This window comes from Gilliamella sp. B2887 (genome assembly GCF_026537015.1).
Lineage (GTDB): Bacteria > Pseudomonadota > Gammaproteobacteria > Enterobacterales > Orbaceae > Gilliamella.
Genome location: NZ_JAFNMX010000003.1, coordinates 16937 through 36159 on the forward strand (window position 1 = coordinate 16937; position 19223 = coordinate 36159).

The 19223-nt window shown below is 35.4% G+C and carries 14 protein-coding genes; 8 read left to right on the forward strand and 6 right to left on the reverse strand.

Annotation, left to right across the window (positions count from 1 at the left end; translation table 11 throughout):
* Positions 1-885: 885 nt before the first annotated feature.
* On the forward strand, positions 886-1134 hold the full coding sequence (locus tag J3U13_RS03425) for a YfhL family 4Fe-4S dicluster ferredoxin (protein WP_267340178.1): 249 nt from the start codon (positions 886-888) through the stop codon (positions 1132-1134).
* 7 nt (positions 1135-1141) lie between these two features.
* Here the strand turns inward: J3U13_RS03425 and ispH are convergent, their stop codons facing one another.
* The 5 genes from ispH to folE all read right to left on the reverse strand — a co-directional run bounded on the left by ispH (position 1142) and on the right by folE (position 7415).
* Positions 1142-2089: a 4-hydroxy-3-methylbut-2-enyl diphosphate reductase gene (gene ispH, locus J3U13_RS03430; protein WP_267340180.1), complete on the reverse strand. Its 948-nt coding sequence runs from the start codon at positions 2087-2089 to the stop codon at positions 1142-1144.
* A gap of 1 nt (position 2090) precedes the next feature.
* The gene (gene lspA / locus J3U13_RS03435; protein ID WP_267340182.1) at positions 2091-2564 is read right to left on the reverse strand and encodes a signal peptidase II; all 474 of its coding nucleotides are present in this window, start codon (positions 2562-2564) and stop codon (positions 2091-2093) included.
* 105 nt (positions 2565-2669) lie between these two features.
* The gene (gene ileS, locus J3U13_RS03440) at positions 2670-5477 is read right to left on the reverse strand and encodes an isoleucine--tRNA ligase (protein WP_267340184.1); all 2808 of its coding nucleotides are present in this window, start codon (positions 5475-5477) and stop codon (positions 2670-2672) included.
* A gap of 37 nt (positions 5478-5514) precedes the next feature.
* Positions 5515-6453 carry a bifunctional riboflavin kinase/FAD synthetase gene (ribF, locus tag J3U13_RS03445; protein WP_267340186.1) on the reverse strand — a complete coding sequence of 313 codons (939 nt, stop codon included), beginning with the start codon at positions 6451-6453 and terminating at the stop codon, positions 5515-5517.
* A gap of 302 nt (positions 6454-6755) precedes the next feature.
* Positions 6756-7415, reverse strand: a complete 660-nt coding sequence (gene folE / locus J3U13_RS03450) for a GTP cyclohydrolase I FolE (RefSeq protein WP_267340187.1) — start codon at positions 7413-7415, stop codon at positions 6756-6758.
* A 202-nt stretch (positions 7416-7617) separates the two neighbouring features.
* On the opposite strand from folE, the gene polA reads away from it, so the two are divergent.
* The 6 genes from polA to asnB all read left to right on the forward strand — a co-directional run bounded on the left by polA (position 7618) and on the right by asnB (position 16325).
* Positions 7618-10398 carry a DNA polymerase I gene (polA, locus tag J3U13_RS03455; RefSeq protein WP_267340188.1) on the forward strand — a complete coding sequence of 927 codons (2781 nt, stop codon included), beginning with the start codon at positions 7618-7620 and terminating at the stop codon, positions 10396-10398.
* A 259-nt stretch (positions 10399-10657) separates the two neighbouring features.
* Positions 10658-12088 (forward strand): glutamate--tRNA ligase, encoded by a 1431-nt coding sequence (gltX, locus tag J3U13_RS03460; RefSeq protein WP_267340190.1) that lies wholly within the window; start codon positions 10658-10660, stop codon positions 12086-12088.
* Between the two features lie 57 nt (positions 12089-12145).
* The gene (locus J3U13_RS03465; RefSeq protein ID WP_267340191.1) at positions 12146-13759 is read left to right on the forward strand and encodes an intermembrane phospholipid transport protein YdbH family protein; all 1614 of its coding nucleotides are present in this window, start codon (positions 12146-12148) and stop codon (positions 13757-13759) included.
* Between the two features lie 11 nt (positions 13760-13770).
* The gene (locus J3U13_RS03470; protein ID WP_267340192.1) at positions 13771-13956 is read left to right on the forward strand and encodes a YnbE family lipoprotein; all 186 of its coding nucleotides are present in this window, start codon (positions 13771-13773) and stop codon (positions 13954-13956) included.
* Positions 13957-14090: 134 nt separating this feature from the next.
* Positions 14091-14435, forward strand: coding sequence for a YdbL family protein (locus tag J3U13_RS03475; protein WP_267340193.1), 345 nt, complete (start codon positions 14091-14093; stop codon positions 14433-14435).
* A 216-nt stretch (positions 14436-14651) separates the two neighbouring features.
* Complete coding sequence (asnB, locus tag J3U13_RS03480) at positions 14652-16325, forward strand: asparagine synthase B (RefSeq protein ID WP_267340195.1); 1674 nt, start codon at positions 14652-14654, stop codon at positions 16323-16325.
* Positions 16326-16420: 95 nt separating this feature from the next.
* Here the strand turns inward: asnB and satP are convergent, their stop codons facing one another.
* Positions 16421-16999 carry an acetate uptake transporter gene (gene satP / locus J3U13_RS03485; protein WP_267340196.1) on the reverse strand — a complete coding sequence of 193 codons (579 nt, stop codon included), beginning with the start codon at positions 16997-16999 and terminating at the stop codon, positions 16421-16423.
* A 228-nt stretch (positions 17000-17227) separates the two neighbouring features.
* Between satP and dnaK the strand changes: the two genes are divergently transcribed.
* Complete coding sequence (dnaK, locus tag J3U13_RS03490) at positions 17228-19144, forward strand: molecular chaperone DnaK (RefSeq protein ID WP_267340197.1); 1917 nt, start codon at positions 17228-17230, stop codon at positions 19142-19144.
* Positions 19145-19223 lie beyond the last annotated feature (79 nt).

Below are 19223 nucleotides of genomic sequence, written 5' to 3' on the forward strand. Positions count from 1 at the left end.
TTAGCTTATCAACTGTTAGTTGAAATTAATAAAGTTTTAAGTCGTCCATTAGTACAATTTATCAGTAAAACCTTGTCGACCGAGCGCCCATTCATAATAGTATTGCAAAAGTGTAGATTGATGGTTATTCCATGCATGATGAAGAAGGTTTTGTTTGTATTGCATCAGGTATAGTCAATTATAGTAACGAGGTTATAGTAGCTTTAAGAATTGCTGATCTCAGCCATTGAATGCACAATCAAATTGAAAAATACGCTTTTTGTTAAAAGAGACGATAAGCTCAACTTCAAAGCAATTGACGTGTATTTCGACATAACATTAAATTAATCGTGTGTTTCACAAGGAATGATCGCACCAAGATAGTGAATACTCATTGCAGCTAAGTCATGTTATAACTTAATTGCCGCCACAATTTAACCAACGAGTAATATTATTAATGAAGGATGCTGCAATTGTTCGTCATGTGTTCTGATACAAATAATAGTGGTGAAAAAGGTCAAGTTAGTATTGATGTTATGCTAGTGTTTAAAAAAACCGTGAAGATTGGAAATGATTAATGTACCAGGTCCATAAACTTCAGCAATAATACTTGAAAATATTAAAAACATTTTGATTTCGATAAAAAATAATAAAAGCGCTTCTGGTCAGTATTAATTGGATCAATAGCGCTTAAATTTTTTAATTTACTGGATATTTATATTTCATAAATGTAATTGTTAACACTAATTTGGTCGAGTTTTTATACTCAAACATATAGTTAATCTGAAACTTTTTGACAAGAATTGATCTTCTTAAACAGTGATAATGTGATCTTTATTCGGAATTATTGGTGATTGCGCTATAATGACGCCAATTTTTTTCAGTTAATTAAAGATAGCAAAGAGAATGGCATTAAAAATAACCAACAAATGTATTAATTGTGATATGTGTGAGCCTGAGTGCCCTAATGAGGCAATCTCAATGGGCTTTGATACTTATGAAATTGATCCTAACAAATGTACAGAATGTGTTGGCTATTATGATCATTCGACATGTCAGCGTGTTTGCCCAATACAAAATGCTATTATTGCAGATCCAGAGCATGTTGAAACACAGGAAGAACTATTAGCAAAATTTGAACGACTTAAGCACTGATCTTAAGTTAGACTGTCTTAGCTTCTATTCGCAATTCTTTAGGAATTTCAAAAGTGATATTTTCTAAAATACCCTCGGTTTCAATAAGAGATGTGCAACCTAAACCTTTTAAGTGCTCGATAACTTGTTGCACTAAAATATCTGGTGCTGATGCACCAGCGGTTACCCCAATTGTACGTGCATTAATTAACCATTCTTGTTGAATATCCGATGCATAATCGATTAAATAAGCATTTTTACTGTTTCGTCGCGCGAGTTCTGCTAAACGATTTGAGTTTGATGAATTTTTAGATCCGACAACTAAAACAATATCAGCACGTGATGATAACTGTTTAACCGCTTGCTGACGATTGGTTGTGGCGTAGCAAATATCATTTTTACGAGGACTACGAATATTTGGAAAGCGTTGTTTTAGCGCGGCAATAATTTCCGCTGTATCATCAACAGATAAGGTTGTCTGAGTGGTAAAGCAAAGATGATTTTCATTTTTAATTTTTAACTTATTTACATCTTCAGTCGATTCAATTAAATAGATACCACCTTTAGGATTGTTATATTGCCCCATAGTACCATCGACCTCAATATGGCCTGCATGACCGATTAAAATGACTTCTTCACCGCGATAACTTGATCGAGCTACTTCCATATGCACTTTGGTTACTAATGGGCAAGTTGCATCAAAGACGCGCAATTTGCGCTGTTTGGCTTCTTCTCGAACTGCTTTAGATACGCCATGTGCTGAGAAAATAAGAATGGTATTGTCGGGTACATCCCTAATATCTTCGATGAATATGGCGCCTAATTGCTTAAGGCGATTCACCACATAACGATTATGTACCACCTCATGGCGGACATAAACAGGAGCACCAAAAAGTTCAATAGCTCGCTCAACAATTGTAATGGCGCGATCAACACCAGCACAAAATCCACGAGGATTAGCTAAAATTATTTGCATATTACTCAGCAGTCTGTTTCGGTTTTTTACAGTTACAAAAAATAAATAATCCAATGCCTATACAGATAGCGCAGTCTGCAATATTAAAAGTTGGATAGTGCCAATTGCCAAAATTAACATCTAAAAAATCAATCACAAAACCATGGTACAAGCGATCGAATAAGTTACCCAATGCACCACCTAAAATTAGTGATAAGGAAAAATTTTCTAATTTTTTGTGGCGTGAATTACGATAGAGCATATGCATAATTACAACGCTGATAATTAAGGCAATAGCAACAAGCATCTCACGTTGTCCTTCAAAAAAACTAAATGCTGCACCGATATTACGCACATAAGTAATCGAAAAGAACGGTAAAAGATTTACTGATTCAAACAGAGAAAATTTATCAATAATAAAAAATTTGCTTGCAATATCAATTACAAAAACCACAATTGTAACGAGTAACCAGTAAAGTCCATTATCTTTTTTCATATAGTATGCTCATTATTATATTTCCGCCGACAGCTGTCGGCGGTTAAAATATTGAATTGCTATAGATTTTCTTCTATAGCGGTTTTAAATATCAAATTATTGATGCTAGGCGAAATGTCTAACTTCACCTTTACCATTAATATTTTCTTCACAGCGTTTACATAGATGCGTGATTGGATCATTATCGATAGTATAGTGCCAGCAACGCGGGCATTTATCGCCTTGCGCTTTGGTAAGTTCAATTTTTAATCCATTAATATCACTTTGCACGGCATTTTCTGGCGCTGCTTGTAATGGCTTAACATCTGCTTGTGATGTTAATAATACAAAGCGTAATTCGTTTTCTAATTTAGCTAAAGTTGTGGTGATATCTTCATCAGCATAAAGGGTAACCGCCGCTTCAAGAGCCCCTCCTATCACTTTATCATTACGACCTTGCTCAAGCACTTTATTAACTTCACCACGAATCGCTAGAATTTGTGCCCAATATTCACTGTTTAATGTTTCATTGTCTGATAATGTAAACAGTTTTGTGTACCATTCATCTTCAAAAACAAATTCTTGTTTTTCTGTTGCTGGTAGATATTGCCAAATTTCATCTGCAGTGAAGGATAAAATTGGCGCAATCCAACGTACCATCGCTTGTGCAATATGATACAGCGCAGTTTGGCAACTATGACGAGCAATACTATCGCTTTTGGCCGTATATTGACGATCTTTAATGATATCTAAATAGAAAGAACCCATTTCGATTGAGCAAAATTGCATAATACGTTGTACAACTTTATGGAAATCATAGTGCTCATAAGCCTGAATGATTTGATCTTGGGCTTCTTTTGCCATACTCACTGCCCAGCGATCAAGTACCACCATATCTTCTGGTTTAATCATATTTTTGGCTGGTTCGAAACCATTTAAGTTTGCCAGTAAAAAACGTGCGGTATTACGGATACGGCGATAGCTATCCGCAGCGCGTTTAATAATTTCATCTGAGTAGCTCATTTCGCCCGAATAATCGGTAGAAGCAATCCATAAACGTAATATATCGGCACCTAATTTATTCATAACTTCTTGTGGTGTCACAATATTACCGAGTGATTTAGACATCTTACGACCTTGCCCATCAACTACGAAACCGTGAGTTAAGACTTGTTTGTAAGGGGCTTTATTATCAATAGCTGTTGATAACATTAATGATGACATAAACCAACCACGATGTTGATCGGAACCTTCTAAATACATATCGGCTTCGTGTCCTGCAAATTCAGGACGAACACGAACCACTGAATAAAAAGTTGATCCTGAATCAAACCATACATCTAATGTGTCAGGTACTTTACGGTAATCATCGGCATCAGGACCAAGTAGATCTTTAATATCTGCATCCCACCATGCTTGAATGCCATTTTGTTCAACTAATTTCGCTATTTTTTCAATAAGTTTTAAAGTATCTGGATGCAGTTCTTCTGTCTCTTTATGCACAAATAGCGTCATGGGTACGCCCCATGTGCGTTGGCGAGAAATGCACCAGTCTGGACGGTTCGCTACCATAGTTTCAATACGTGCTTGCCCCCAATCTGGGATCCAACGAACTTGTTTGATCTCTTTTAATGATTGAGCACGTAGACCTTGTTTATCCATACTTATAAACCATTGTGGCGTTGCACGGTAGATAACTGGCGTTTTATGTCGCCAGCAGCATGGATAGCTATGTTCAATATTTTCAAAGTGTAGTAACGCATTACGTTCTTTTAATAGTTCCACCACCACTTTATTGGCTTTAAAAACAAATAAACCATCTAAACCAGCACCTGTTCCAGGTAAGTAACAACCATTTCCTCCAACAGGATTAGCCACTTCCAGACCATATTTTTGACCAACAACAAAATCTTCTGCTCCATGACCTGGGGCTGTATGTACTGCGCCAGTACCAGCATCAACCGTAACATGTTCACCAAGGACAACGGGTTCATCAAAATCGAGAAAAGGGTGTTTAAAACGCAATAATTCAAGATCCTCACCATGGCAAGATCCTAAGATTTTCCAATTAGCTATATCAGCACGTTTCATGAACGATTCAACTAATTGTGATGCTAAAATTAAGCATTCTTTATCATTGATTTGTACGAGTTGATATTCCACTATTGCATTAAGTGCAATTCCTCGGCTAGCAGGAAGTGTCCAAGGTGTGGTTGTCCAGATAACTGCATAAATCGTTAAATCTGTATTGATTCCAAATTTATTTGCTACCGCTTGATTGTCGGTTGCTTTGAATTTAACATCAATCGCTGGCGATGATTTATCATAATATTCGACTTCAGCTTCCGCTAACGCAGACATACAATCCGTACACCAATAAACTGGTTTAGCGCCTTTAACTAAATGTCCATTTTGAATCACTTTACCTAATGCACGAATAATATTTGCTTCAGTATCATAGTTCATCGTACGGTATGGATTTTGCCAATCGCCAAGTACACCCATGCGAATAAAATCAGCTTTTTGTAGTTCAACTTGTGAAGCAGCATAATCGCGGCAAATTTGACGAAATTCAGCGGGTGTTACTTTTACACCTGGCTTACCGACTTGTTCTTCTACTTTTTGCTCGATAGGCAAACCATGACAATCCCATCCTGGAATATACGGGGAGTCATAACCACTTAATCCTTTTGATTTGATGATAATGTCTTTAATAATTTTATTGACAGCATGACCAATATGAAGTTTACCGTTTGCATAAGGAGGACCATCATGCAAAATAAAGGCTTTTTTCCCTTTTTTTACTTGGCGGATTTTACGATAAAGCTCTTTATCGTACCAATTTTGCAACATCGCAGGTTCACGTTTAGCAAGATCTCCTCGCATTGGAAACCCAGTTTCCGGTAAATTCAATGTGTTTTTATAATCTGTCATGCTGATTTATTCCAGTTAATTTTGTTGATACTACTTTTTAATTGGTTAATTTTGCCCTGATCTCTTTCGCAGTGCAAATATCTTGTGTTATTTGTTCTTTTAAGTCTGACAATGAATCAAATTTTTTCTCATCACGTAATTTACGAACAAATGTAACGTCTAAATATTGTCCATAAATATCACCTGAAAAGTCAAACAGATTCACCTCTAATATTGCTTTTTTGCCTTGAATTGTGGGTCTTATACCTATGTTGGCTATACCTTCATAATCTTGATTGCTACAGCAATTTTTGATTTTAACCAGATAAACACCTTGTAGCGCTGGTTTTTTGCGGTGCAGATGAATATTGGCTGTGGGAAATCCTAATTGTCTTGCTAAAGCATTGCCATGTATTACGCGCCCCTCAATGGTATATTCACGCCCTAAAAGGCAATGTGCTAATTTAAAATTACTATTGAACAACGCTTCTCGCACCGCAGTGCTACTGATTCTTAAATTATTCCAAACCAGTGTTGGCATACTCTGAATAACAAAGTGGCGGTTATAAGAAAAATGTTGTAAAAAATGAATATCGCCTTTACGTTCATGTCCAAACCGAAAATCATCACCAATAGCAATATATTTGGCATTTAATTTGTTAATTAACCAATCTTGAACAAAAGTATTGGCTGACATATTGGCAAAGGTTTGGGTGAATGGAATTGCAATAATATAGTCGATACCGAGCTTTTCAATTAACATCACTTTTTGTTTAAATGATGTTAATCTTGCAGGCGCTTGCTCTTTACAGAAAAACTCTAATGGCTGAGGTTCAAATAACATAACCACTGTTGGTAAATTTAATTTTTTACCTTGTTCTATTAAATGATTAATTAATTGTTGGTGCCCTAAATGTACACCATCAAAGTTGCCCAATGTTAGTACACATTGAGTAAATTCATTGTTTAAATTACCAATACCGCGGATTATCTTCATTAAAGCGAGTTAATTAATTGTTATGTTTTAACTAAAATAGTAGTCAATTATACCAATCTTTCTTGAAGATGCACGCAATAACAACTGTGCTTTTTATGTTATATATGCAATATTACGCTTATTGAATAAATAACGCGTGATGGTAATATCAAGCTTTAAAGCATTTTTATCACTTTACGTAAATGGACATTGATCATTAAAGAAAAATCACATAATAAAACAATTTGCTATCTTATGATTGTAAATTCTATTGTTGTGCTCATAAAATAAGACACGACTTTCTTTTTATCGTTTAATTGCTATTAATAGTGTTTTAACGCCCTTAAAAATTCTTGCCGGGTGCTTGGATTCGTTTTAAATCCTCCACCTAATGCGGTTGTTGTTGTTAGACTGTTTGAATCTTTAATACCGCGGGCTTTTACGCAATAGTGTGTGGCATCAATTGAAACTGCAACATTAACCGTTCCTAACAGTGTTTGTAGTGCAACCAGAATTTGTTGGGTTAATCTTTCTTGCACTTGGGGGCGTTGTGAAAAAAACTCAACAATCCGATTAATTTTCGATAAACCAATCACTTTATCTTTTGGAATATAAGAAACCGTCGCTTTACCATCTATGGTAACAAAATGGTGTTCACAAACACTCGTTAAAGTAATATCCCGAACAGTAATCATTTCATCAACCTGCATTTTATTTTCAATTAAGGTGATTTTGGGGAAGTTATGATAATTAAGTCCAGAAAAGATTTCATCAACATACATCTTTGCAACACGGTGCGGAGTTTCAGCTAGGCTATCATCACTCAAATCAAGTTCCATGAGTTTCATAATTTCTCGAAAATGTGTTTCGATTTTAGCTTTCCGTTCGCTATTGTTCATATCTAAACGACTCGATGGGGTTTCCAGATTTTTAGCGGCGAGTGCTTCTTTGACTTTTTGCGCAGCAAGACTTAATTCTGTCATCTATTACATACTCAGGCGAAAATAAATGCACTATTATATAACATTTATTGAACAATATACAGTTGTTTACTGGTTTTTTTATACTGAAACGTATAGTTAATCTGAAACTTCTTTACATTATATTATGGTCGTGAATAAGAATATTATGGTTAATTAGGTTATACTATCAGCCATTGACTTGAATAACATTTGGGTAATAGAAATGCCAAACAATACGCCGATCATCTTAATTGATGGATCTTCTTATCTTTACCGAGCTTTTTTTGCATGCCCTCCATTAACTAACGCCCAAGGTGAGCCAACTGGTGCTATTTTTGGTGTGATTAATATGATTCGCAGTTTGATTAATCAATATAATCCTACCCATATTGCGGTGGTCTTTGATGCTAAAGGGGGATCATTTCGTAATGAGATCTATAGCGAATATAAAGCAACACGTGAGGCCATGCCCGAAAATCTTCGCCCGCAAATTGATCCCATTCATACTATTTTGAAAGCAATGGGATTACCATTACTATGCATTGAAGGTGTTGAGGCTGATGATGTTATTGGTACTTTAGCCAGACAAGCTGAACGCGAAAATTTGGAGGTATTAATTAGTACTGGCGATAAAGATATGGCGCAGTTGGTGAGCGATAAAATCACACTAATTAATACAATGAATAATGCTGTGCTTGATCCAAAAGGGGTGATGGATAAATTTGGTGTTCCACCTGAAAAAATTATTGATTATTTAGCTTTAAGAGGCGATTCATCTGATAATATTCCTGGAGTGCCAGGTGTAGGTGAAAAAACGGCACAAAGCTTATTGACTGAATTTACCAGTATTAAAGATATTTATGCGCGCTTAGATGATATTGAAAAATTATCGATCCGTGGTGCAAAATCTTTAAAACAAAAATTGATTGATAATCAAACTGAAGCTGAACTTTCCTATTTGCTTGCTACCATTAAAACTGATGTAAAATTAGATTTTACTAATGAGCAATTGCTTATTTCCGACATTGATGTCAATAAATTGGTCGAATTGTTTTCTTATTATGGTTTTCATCGTTGGCAAAAAGAGTTAATTGCTGGTACGTTCCTAAAACAGCAAAACAATGCTATCGTAGATGTAGATAAAAGTTCATCTTTATTTGTAGAGCAACAACATCCAACTCTAGCACAAAAAAAAGAGACCGATTATCAATGTATATTAACGCATGAGCAACTGGATGATTGGGTTATCAAGTTATCCAATAGTAAGCAATTTGCTTTTGATACTGAAACGGATAATGTTGATCATGTGCATGCTAAATTAGTGGGTATATCGCTGAGTGTTAAACCCTATCAAGCCGCTTATTTACCACTGGCACATCAGTATTTAGGTGTTCCAGAGCAATTACCCTTAACCGATGTGTTAGCCAAATTAAGCCCCGTACTTGAAAATTCAAAGATCAAAAAAATTGCGCAAAATGCTAAATTTGATTATAGCGTATTAGCTAATTATGGTATTAAGGTGAGTGGTATTGCCTATGATACCATGCTTGAATCTTATGTATTAAATAGTACTGAGCGTCATGATATGGATAGTATGGCACATCGTTATCTCAATCATAAAACCATTACTTATGATGAGCTAACCAAAGTAGATAAAAAGAAAGTTACCATTGATGCTATTGAGATAGAAAAAGCGACTCAGTATGCGGCTGAAGATGCGGATATTACTTTGCAACTGCATGAAAAATTGTGGCCAGAACTTGAAAAAGACCAAAAATTAACGAAGCTATTTACTGATATTGAGATGCCATTAGCTATTGTACTGGCTGAAATGGAAAGAACAGGTGTTTTGGTTGATGCAAAGCAATTAAATGCGTACTCTAATGAGTTAGCTAAACAGTTAATTGAAATTGAAGCACAACTGCAATCATTAGCAGGCGAAAAATTTAATCCAGCTTCACCAAAACAGATTCAAGCTATTTTATTTGAGAAACACAATTTACCTGTTTTAAAAAAGACCCCAAAAGGTGATCCTTCAACCAGTGAAGAAGTATTAAGTGAGCTGGCCAACGAATACGAATTACCACGAATGATTTTGTTTTATCGTGGGTTAGCTAAATTGAAAAATACTTATACCGATAAACTACCATTGATGATAAGCCCAATCGATCAGCGTATTCATACTAACTATAATCAAATTGGTACTATCACAGGTCGATTGTCATCCAACGATCCGAATTTACAAAATATCCCAGTACGCAATGAAGAAGGACGCCGTATTCGCCAAGCATTTATTGCACCGAAAGGTTATAAGATCATTTCTGCTGATTATTCACAAATTGAGTTACGTATTATGGCGCATTTATCGCACGATAAAAGTTTACTTAATGCTTTTGCCCATGATAAAGATATTCATCGAGTAACCGCTGGTGAGATTTTAGGTAAAACCGAATCAGAAGTCACCAATGAAGAGCGAAGACGTGCTAAAGCAGTTAATTTTGGTTTAATTTATGGTATGAGTGCTTTTGGTTTATCTAAACAGATCAATATTCCTCGTAAAGAAGCGCAGTTTTATATAGATCGTTATTTTGAACGCTATCCAGGCGTTCAACAATATATGGAACAAACACGCCAACTTGCTGCCGAGCAAGGTTATGTTGAAACCTTGTCTGGTCGCCGTTTGTATCTACCTAAGATTAGATCAACTAACGGTATTGAAAAGCGAGGAGCTGAACGCGCAGCAATTAACGCACCAATGCAAGGTACCGCGGCGGATATTATCAAAACAGCCATGATAAAAATGAGTGAGTGGATAAAAAATCAATCCGCAGGTAATATCAAAATGGTGATGCAGGTACACGATGAATTAGTGTTTGAGGTAAAAGATGCATTTGTTGAACAGTACTGTACAGAAATTAAAAAGATTATGGAAAATTGTTATCAGTTATCCGTACCTTTAGAAGTTGATATAGGAATCGGCAATAACTGGGATGAGGCACATTAATTATTCAAAATACAAAGGTTAAGTATCAATGTTTTATACTCAAACGTATGCTTAACCTCAAACTTTTTTACAACGTTGATCATTAATTCTTTAACATTAACATGACTATTGCCGAAACCTTTTAGCATGTTAGAATAAGCAACTAAAATGAATTTATATCAAAAAGTTATTCTATTAATTTGATATTGACAAAATAAAAGGGCGCAAATGATGACCTTATAGTATCGGCGCTCATTTCTGTTATTATTAGGATTATTTCATGAAAATTAAAACTCGTTTTGCACCTAGCCCAACAGGCTATTTACATGTAGGTGGTGCACGTACAGCGCTTTACTCTTGGCTCTTTACTCGTCATGCAAAAGGTGCGTTTGTATTGCGTATTGAAGATACTGATCTTGAGCGTTCAACACCAGAAGCGATTGAAGCCATCATGGAAGGTATGAATTGGTTAAAATTGTCATGGGATGAAGGTCCTTATTTTCAAACGAAACGTTTTGATCGTTACAATCAAGTTATTGATGAAATGTTAGCTAAAGGTTCGGCTTATCGTTGTTACTGTTCAAAAGAACGTCTTGAAAAATTACGTGAAGAGCAAATGGCGAAAGGTGAAAAAGCGCGTTATGACGGTCATTGTCGGTGTGATGATATTCAAAAACAGCATTCACATACTGAGCCGCATGTTGTTCGTTTTGCTAATCCAGTAGATGGCGTAGTTATTTTTAATGATCTGATTCGTGGTCCAATTGAAATTGCCAATAAAGAGCTTGATGATTTAATCATTCGTCGTACTGATGGTTCTCCGACTTATAATTTTTGCGTCGTTGTGGATGATTGGGATATGGAAATCACTCATGTTATTCGTGGTGAGGATCATATTAATAATACGCCTCGCCAAATTAATATTTTAAAAGCATTAGGTGCACCATTGCCTGAATATGGTCATGTATCAATGATTTTAGGTGACGATGGACAAAAGCTCTCTAAACGTCATGGCGCAGTGAGCGTGATGCAATACCGTGATGATGGTTATTTGCCAGAAGCGTTGCTTAACTATTTAGTTCGTCTTGGTTGGTCTCATGGTGATCAAGAGATATTTTCAGTGCCAGAAATGATTGATTTCTTCTCATTAGATGCAGTGAGTAAATCTGCAAGTGCATTTAATACTGAAAAATTACTTTGGTTAAATCATCATTATATTAATCATTTAGATGCTGATTATGTTGCTCAACATTTAGTTTGGCATATGAATCAACTTGGCTATGATTTATCACAAGGCCCAGATCTGATTACGATTATTAAGTTATTTGGCGAACGTTGCAAAACGCTAAAAGAGATGGCTCAATCATGTGCTTATTGTTATCAAGATTTTACTGATTTTGATGCTGATGCTGCAAAAAAACATCTACGCCCCGTTGCCAAAGAACCATTAGAAAACATCCGAGAAAAAATTGAAGCGATTGCTGATTTTGATTGGGAAATTAAAAAAATCCATCAGGTTATTGAAAAAACAGCTGCGGAGCTTGAAATAGGTATGGGTAAAGTTGGTATGCCACTTCGTGTTGCAGTAACCGGTATTGGTCAATCCCCTTCTGTTGATGCAACGGTATTTGCTGTGGGTAAAAAACGCACGCTAGCAAGAATTGATAAAGCGCTTGCGTATATTAACCAGAGAGAGCAAACATCAGCATAATCATCCTATTATTGCCGGTTGATTCCGGCAATAATTTTAGCTAAGTCGAGAATGAATATGGCTCGTTTAAAAAAACGCTATTGGATTTCACTAAGTATTTTAATGTTTATCATCGTACTTAGTCTGTTTGGCTGGCGTTCTTGGCAAGAATTTAGACAAGAGTACGGATTCTCAATAAACTGGTATGGAGCGCATATTAACCTATCCGGTCTTTCATTTGAACAATTGACGGTTTATAAAGAGTCGCAATTTACTGTTACGGCTAAAGATGTACTGATTTCCTGGTCAAAACTATCAGTCCAAAATCTTAATATTGATTGGCAATTAAGTGACAATAAGATGGTCACTGATAAAACCAAAAATGTCGTTAATGTGACGACTGAAAAGCAAAATCAATCGGAGTTTAGTTATTCGTCGTTGTTAACCATTATTTACTGGTTACCCTCAACGATCCATATTGACTCTTTACGAATTTATGAACAAAATCGTGAGCTTTTTGATGTGGAGATGACAGCAACTAAACAGCAAGAAGCTATTCATTTGGACGTATCGTCGAATAACCAATATGTTGCTAATCTTTCTGCCACTTTACTATTCAATCAAAATGATTTGCGTATTGATATCCAAAATGGTGTTTTAACCACAACTATAAATCAATTTGGTGTACAAAATGGTAAAATATTACTGCCGTTTACGGGTTGGATTACCGATAATCAATTTGAATTCAATAATTCTGGCAATGCCTCAGTAACTATAGAAAAAGCAAATTTGTCGGACGACTTTCAATTTAACCAATTAAATGGAACGTTAACATTTAAAGTACAATCACTCATTCCGATTAAACCTAACCAGATATCAACCACAGCTAAATTAGCCCTTAATAAATTCAATGGTATTTATAAAAATAGTGAAATAAAATCTGCTGCGGGTAATATCTATGTTGATATCAAAAATCAGCAATTTACCATTTCAGTACCATCACTTAATATACAAGAAATCAATATGGGGATTGCTTTACAACAAGTGAAATTATCTGGTAGTTATACAGCGCCATTTAATACACCAAACAAAGGTATAATTATTTGTAAAAAGGCACAAGCAACGATTTTTTCAGGTTCTATATTTCTTCAAGCCAATAAATTGAATTTAGCTAAATTACCCCAACAATTAAATTTAAGGTTAAAACAGATACAATTAAAAGATATTCTTGCCACATATCCTGCTGAAGGACTCGCTGGTGATGGTGCTATTGATGGTTTATTACCCATTACTTTATTATCTGTAAATAACAAAGATGGTGTAACTTTTAAGCCTATAATTAAAAAAGGACAGCTAACCACAACCCACCAAGGCTTTTTACAGTTTGAAAATTCAGCTTTAAAAAATTATGCCAAAAATAATCCTAATATGAAAATACTCACAGATATTATAAAAAATTTTCATTATACTAAACTGGATGGAACGGTTGATTATGCTGATGATGTCGCTAAATTAGGGCTTCATATCCAAGGAAGTAATTTGGATGTTGAAGATGGCAAAGCTGTCAATTTAACTGTAACATTAGAAGAAAATATCGCCAAACTGCTAACGAGTTTACAATTATCGGATCAAATTAGTGAACCAATTCGTAAACGTATTGAAGCGCATTTAAAAAAGGAATCTGCAAAATAAGAGGTCATTTTATGATACGACGAATTATTGCAATATTGGTATTAGGTAGTGTGTTAATGGGATGTTCGCCGACGGTTAAAGTACAAACACCAAGTGAACCTATTAATATTAATTTAAATGTAAAAATCGATCATGAGATTAATATTAAAATGGATAAAGCATTAGATAATATTATTAATAAATCTGGATTATATTAAAAAATAAATTTTTGTTAATGAGTGATTTATGATAAGAAAATAGCAAAGATGGTCAACACATACTAATTGTGAAGCTCAACAATCTTTTGCTACTTTTAAATTTAATAATAAAAAGTATGATTAAGGAGTGTACTATGAGTATCTATAAAAAAGTGACAATAGCTTTATTTACTGCTGTTTTATCTTTTTCTGTATCTGCACTGACTTTGGAACAAGCCATCGATTCACTAAGCCAAGCTAAAGCGCGAGGATTAGTAGGAGAACAGGCAGATGGTTATTTAGGTGTAGTAAAAAATGAAGATAATGCCAGTGAGATTGCAAATTTAATTAATCAAGCTCGTAAAGCACAGTACCAAAAAGTTTCTGCTGAAAGTAACGTTCCATTAAATGAAGTAGAAAATCGAGCTGGTAGTAAAGCGCAAGATAAAACACCAGCAGGTCAATATATAAAGCAACAAGGTCAATGGCAAAAAAAATAATTGTGATCTTTTTGCAATGATAGGAAGAGCATAACGATATTGTACTTTAATTGTGTATCAATAATGTGTATGCTGTTTATTTAGAATTTTGCTCACATTAATTTTTGAAAAGGGCATAATTACCATAACAACAAAATGATATGAATATTTTCATACAGATAGTTAGTTTTTACTTGTAAATTGTATCGCTCAGGCGATTTTAAATGGAGAAAATCAATGTGTTCGATTTTAGGTATTCTTGATATTAAATCAGATCCAGAACAACTACGAACAAAAGCATTAGAACTATCAAGTCTACAACGTCATCGTGGTCCTGATTGGTCTGGTATTTTTGCTTCTGATAAAGCTATTTTAGCTCATGAACGTTTATCAATTGTAGATGTTAATACAGGATCTCAGCCACTTTATAATAAAGATAAAACTTTAGTTTTAGCAGTCAATGGCGAAATTTATAATCATCAAGAACTCCGAAATCAGTACAAAGATCGTTATGAATTTCAAACAGGCTCAGACTGTGAAGTAATCTTAGCCCTTTATCAAGAAAAAGGTATACACTGTCTTGATGACTTACAAGGTATGTTTGCGTTTATTCTTTATGATATTAATAAAGGCACCTATTTTATTGGTCGTGATCATATCGGTATCATTCCGATGTATATGGGACATGATGAAAACGGCACGTTTTACGTTGCATCTGAAATGAAAGCATTGGTTCCGGTTTGTAAAACGATTGAGGCTTTTCCTCCTGGAAGTTACTTATCAAGTACAGAAGGTGAAATTAAAACCTATTACAAACGTGATTGGATGGAATATGATAACGTCAAAGATAATAAGACAGATATCAATGAACTTCGTGTTGCACTAGAAGAGTCTGTTAAAAGCCATCTTATGTCTGATGTACCTTATGGTGTTTTATTATCTGGCGGTCTTGACTCTTCAGTTATCTCAGCAATTACCAAAAAATTCTCAGCGCGCCGTATTGAAGATCATGAAAAATCTGAAGCATGGTGGCCACAGTTGCATTCATTTGCAGTAGGTTTAAAAGGTGCGCCAGATTTGAAAGCCGCGCAAGCTGTTGCAGACCATTTAGGCACTGTTCATCATGAAATTAATTTTACTATTCAAGAAGGTATTGATGCAATTCGTGATGTCATTTATTACATCGAAACTTATGATGTAACCACCATTCGTGCTTCAACGCCAATGTATTTAATGGCGCGTAAGATCAAAGCAATGGGAATAAAAATGGTTCTATCAGGTGAAGGTGCAGATGAAGTATTTGGTGGTTATTTGTATTTTCATAAAGCACCAAGTGCAAAAGAATTCCACGAAGAAACTGTACGTAAATTAGCGGCATTACATATGTACGATTGTGCGCGTGCAAATAAAGCTATGGCAGCTTGGGGTGTTGAGGCTCGGGTACCATTCTTAGATAAAAAATTCTTAGATGTAGCGATGCGCATTAATCCGAAAGATAAAATGTGTGGTAGCAATGGTAAAATGGAAAAACACATTGTCCGTGAAGCGTTTGAGTCCTATTTACCTGCATCAGTCATCTGGCGTCAAAAAGAACAATTCTCTGATGGTGTTGGTTATAGCTGGATTGACACATTAAAAGAGATTGCAGAGAGCAAGATTACGGATCAACAGCTAGAAAATGCAAAATTCCGCTTCCCTTACAATACGCCAACTTCGAAAGAAGCGTACATGTATCGTGAAATTTTTGATGAATTATTCCCAGTAGAAAGTGCTGCCCATTGTGTACCGGGTGGTCCAACCGTTGCTTGTTCAACTGCGAAAGCAATTGAATGGGATGAATCATTTAAAAACTTAAACGATCCATCTGGTCGAGCAGCAGTTGGTGTGCATAATGATGCTTATAAAGAATAATAAGCTTTAATCGCTCTTATTAGGCATAAAAAAACGGGGATATTTCCCCGTTTTTATTACTTGCTTATTAATGATTGTAGAGCTGCTTAATTTTACTAATGCGCTGCGCCTTTAGGTGCACCGATAGGCAAAATAGTACGACCAAATTGTTCGTTAATTACTTCTGCCATTGCTAAATAAATTGCACTTGCACCACAAATAATGCCTTCAAATCCAGCAATATGAATAATATCATGATTACCTGAAATATTTCCAATTGCTAATAGAGCAAATAACAGCGTTAGGCTAGCAAAAACAAATTGTAATACACGATTGCCTTTTAAGGTACCAATAAACATAAAACCAGTAAAAATTCCCCATAAAGCAAGGAAAATACCTACAAATGTTGCATCAGATGGTGCTGTTGCTGGTGAAGTTGGTAAATACCAAATGCCAACTAATACGATCCAAAAGAAACCATAAGAGGTAAATGCTGTTGTTCCAAACGTATTGCCTTTGCGGAATTCTAAAATACCAGCAATAACTTGAGCAAGACCACCATAAAAAATACCCATTGAGACAATTACAGTCATGGCAGGAAAAAATCCTGCATTATGAATATTTAATAAAATTGTTGTCATACCAAATCCCATTAAACCTAAAGGGCCAGGATTTGCAAGTTTTGTTTGTTCCATAAAGATCCTATAAATTAAGTTTTATAAAAAGAACGGCAATGATAAGTGGATAAAACTTAGCAATCAAGATATATTAAAAAATTTTTATATTGCCCCTTGATATTAACAATATTGTTCCCATTTATGTGGAAACAAAAAATATTTCTTTGTATAAATTTAAAGCTTGAAAATCAAAATTTAAGACTTATATACAAGAAATAAAATACAGGTTTTGAGGAGAAAAAGATTATGGGTAAAATTATAGGTATTGATTTAGGTACAACAAATTCATGTGTTGCAGTGATGGACAATGGTCAAGCGAAAGTATTAGAAAATGCAGAAGGCGATCGCACAACTCCTTCCATTATTGCTTATACACAAGATGGTGAAATTTTAGTTGGTCAACCAGCAAAACGCCAAGCAGTAACTAATCCACAAAATACATTATTTGCCATTAAACGTTTAATTGGTCGTCGTTTTGAAGATGCTGAAGTACAACGTGATGTGGGTATTATGCCATACAAAATTGTAAAAGCTGATAACGGCGATGCATGGGTTGATGTTAAAGGTCAGAAAATTGCTCCACCACAAATCTCTGCTGAAGTATTAAAGAAAATGAAAAAGACAGCAGAAGATTATCTTGGTGAGCCAGTGACTGAAGCGGTGATCACTGTTCCAGCTTATTTCAATGATGCTCAACGTCAAGCAACAAAAGATGCTGGTCGAATTGCCGGTTTAGATGTTAAACGTATTATTAACGAGCCAACAGCAGCAGCGCTTGCTTATGGTTTAGATAAAGATGTGGGGAACCGCACAATCGCAGTATACGACCTTGGTGGTGGTACATTTGATATTTCAATTATCGAAATTGATGATGTTGATGGTGAAAAAACATTTGAAGTATTAGCAACAAATGGTGATACTCACTTAGGTGGTGAAGATTTTGACTCTCGCTTAATTAACTATTTAGTTGATGAATTTAAACGTGAACAAGGTTTCGATCTTAAAAATGATCCACTTGCAATGCAACGTTTAAAAGAAGCGGCTGAAAAAGCGAAAATTGAATTATCATCAGCACAACAAACTGATATCAACTTACCATATATCACTGCTGATGCGACTGGACCAAAACATTTAAATATTAAAGTAACTCGTGCAAAACTTGAATCTTTAGTAGAAGATTTAGTTAAACGTTCAATGGAACCAGTTAAAACTGCGTTACAAGATGCTGGTCTATCTGTCTCTGATATTAAAGATGTAATTTTAGTTGGCGGTCAAACACGTATGCCAATGGTGCAAAAAGCAGTTGCTGACTTCTTTGGTAAAGAACCACGTAAAGATGTAAACCCTGACGAAGCAGTTGCGGTGGGTGCGGCAGTACAAGGTGGCGTGCTTGGTGGTGATGTTAAAGACGTATTATTACTTGACGTAACTCCATTGTCGCTTGGTATTGAAACGATGGGTGGTGTAATGACTACCTTAATTGAGAAAAACACAACTATCCCAACTAAACATAGTCAAGTGTTCTCAACAGCGGAAGATAATCAATCAGCAGTAACTATTCATGTATTACAAGGTGAACGTAAACGCGCTAGTGATAATAAATCATTAGGTCAATTTAACCTTGATGGTATTCAAGCTGCACCTCGTGGTATGCCACAAATTGAAGTAACTTTTGATATTGATGCTGATGGTATCTTACATGTATCAGCGAAAGATAAAAATACCGGTCGTGAACAAAATATTACTATTAAGGCATCTTCTGGTTTAAGTGAAGAAGAGATCCAAAAAATGGTAAATGATGCTGAAGCAAATGCCGATGCTGACCGTAAGTTTGAAGAATTAGCTCAAGTGCGTAATCAAGCCGATCATCTTGTTCACTCAACTCGTAAAAAAGTGACAGAAGCTGGTGATCAATTATCAGCAGATGATAAAAAAGCAATCGAAGATGCAGTAAGCGCTTTAGAAGTTGCCGCTCGCGGCGAAGATAAAGCCGAAATTGAAGCAAAAATTAATGCGTTGATGGAAGCATCTAAAAAATTGCTTGAATTAGAACAACAACAAGCTCAAAGTGACCAATCTGCAAACCAAACAAACAGCGGTTCTGCGGCGCAAGATGATGTTGTTGATGCTGATTTCAAAGAAGTTGATGACGAGAAAAAATAATAAGCATTAATAAAGATGTTTTTTAATGAGTTATTTCAACGAGTTTTAAACATGTAACACATTAAACGGGCGCGAGGTA

Bases quoted from the DNA above. Each gene is read 5' to 3' on its own strand.
- J3U13_RS03425 (WP_267340178.1), top strand. From the start codon at position 886: ATGGCATTAAAAATAACCAACAAATGTATTAATTGTGATATGTGTGAG.
- ispH (WP_267340180.1), bottom strand. From the start codon at position 2,089: ATGCAAATAATTTTAGCTAATCCTCGTGGATTTTGTGCTGGTGTTGAT.
- lspA (WP_267340182.1), bottom strand. From the start codon at position 2,564: ATGAAAAAAGATAATGGACTTTACTGGTTACTCGTTACAATTGTGGTT.
- ileS (WP_267340184.1), bottom strand. From the start codon at position 5,477: ATGACAGATTATAAAAACACATTGAATTTACCGGAAACTGGGTTTCCA.
- ribF (WP_267340186.1), bottom strand. From the start codon at position 6,453: ATGAAGATAATCCGCGGTATTGGTAATTTAAACAATGAATTTACTCAA.
- folE (WP_267340187.1), bottom strand. From the start codon at position 7,415: ATGACAGAATTAAGTCTTGCTGCGCAAAAAGTCAAAGAAGCACTCGCC.
- polA (WP_267340188.1), top strand. From the start codon at position 7,618: ATGCCAAACAATACGCCGATCATCTTAATTGATGGATCTTCTTATCTT.
- gltX (WP_267340190.1), top strand. From the start codon at position 10,658: ATGAAAATTAAAACTCGTTTTGCACCTAGCCCAACAGGCTATTTACAT.
- J3U13_RS03465 (WP_267340191.1), top strand. From the start codon at position 12,146: ATGGCTCGTTTAAAAAAACGCTATTGGATTTCACTAAGTATTTTAATG.
- J3U13_RS03470 (WP_267340192.1), top strand. From the start codon at position 13,771: ATGATACGACGAATTATTGCAATATTGGTATTAGGTAGTGTGTTAATG.
- J3U13_RS03475 (WP_267340193.1), top strand. From the start codon at position 14,091: ATGAGTATCTATAAAAAAGTGACAATAGCTTTATTTACTGCTGTTTTA.
- asnB (WP_267340195.1), top strand. From the start codon at position 14,652: ATGTGTTCGATTTTAGGTATTCTTGATATTAAATCAGATCCAGAACAA.
- satP (WP_267340196.1), bottom strand. From the start codon at position 16,999: ATGGAACAAACAAAACTTGCAAATCCTGGCCCTTTAGGTTTAATGGGA.
- dnaK (WP_267340197.1), top strand. From the start codon at position 17,228: ATGGGTAAAATTATAGGTATTGATTTAGGTACAACAAATTCATGTGTT.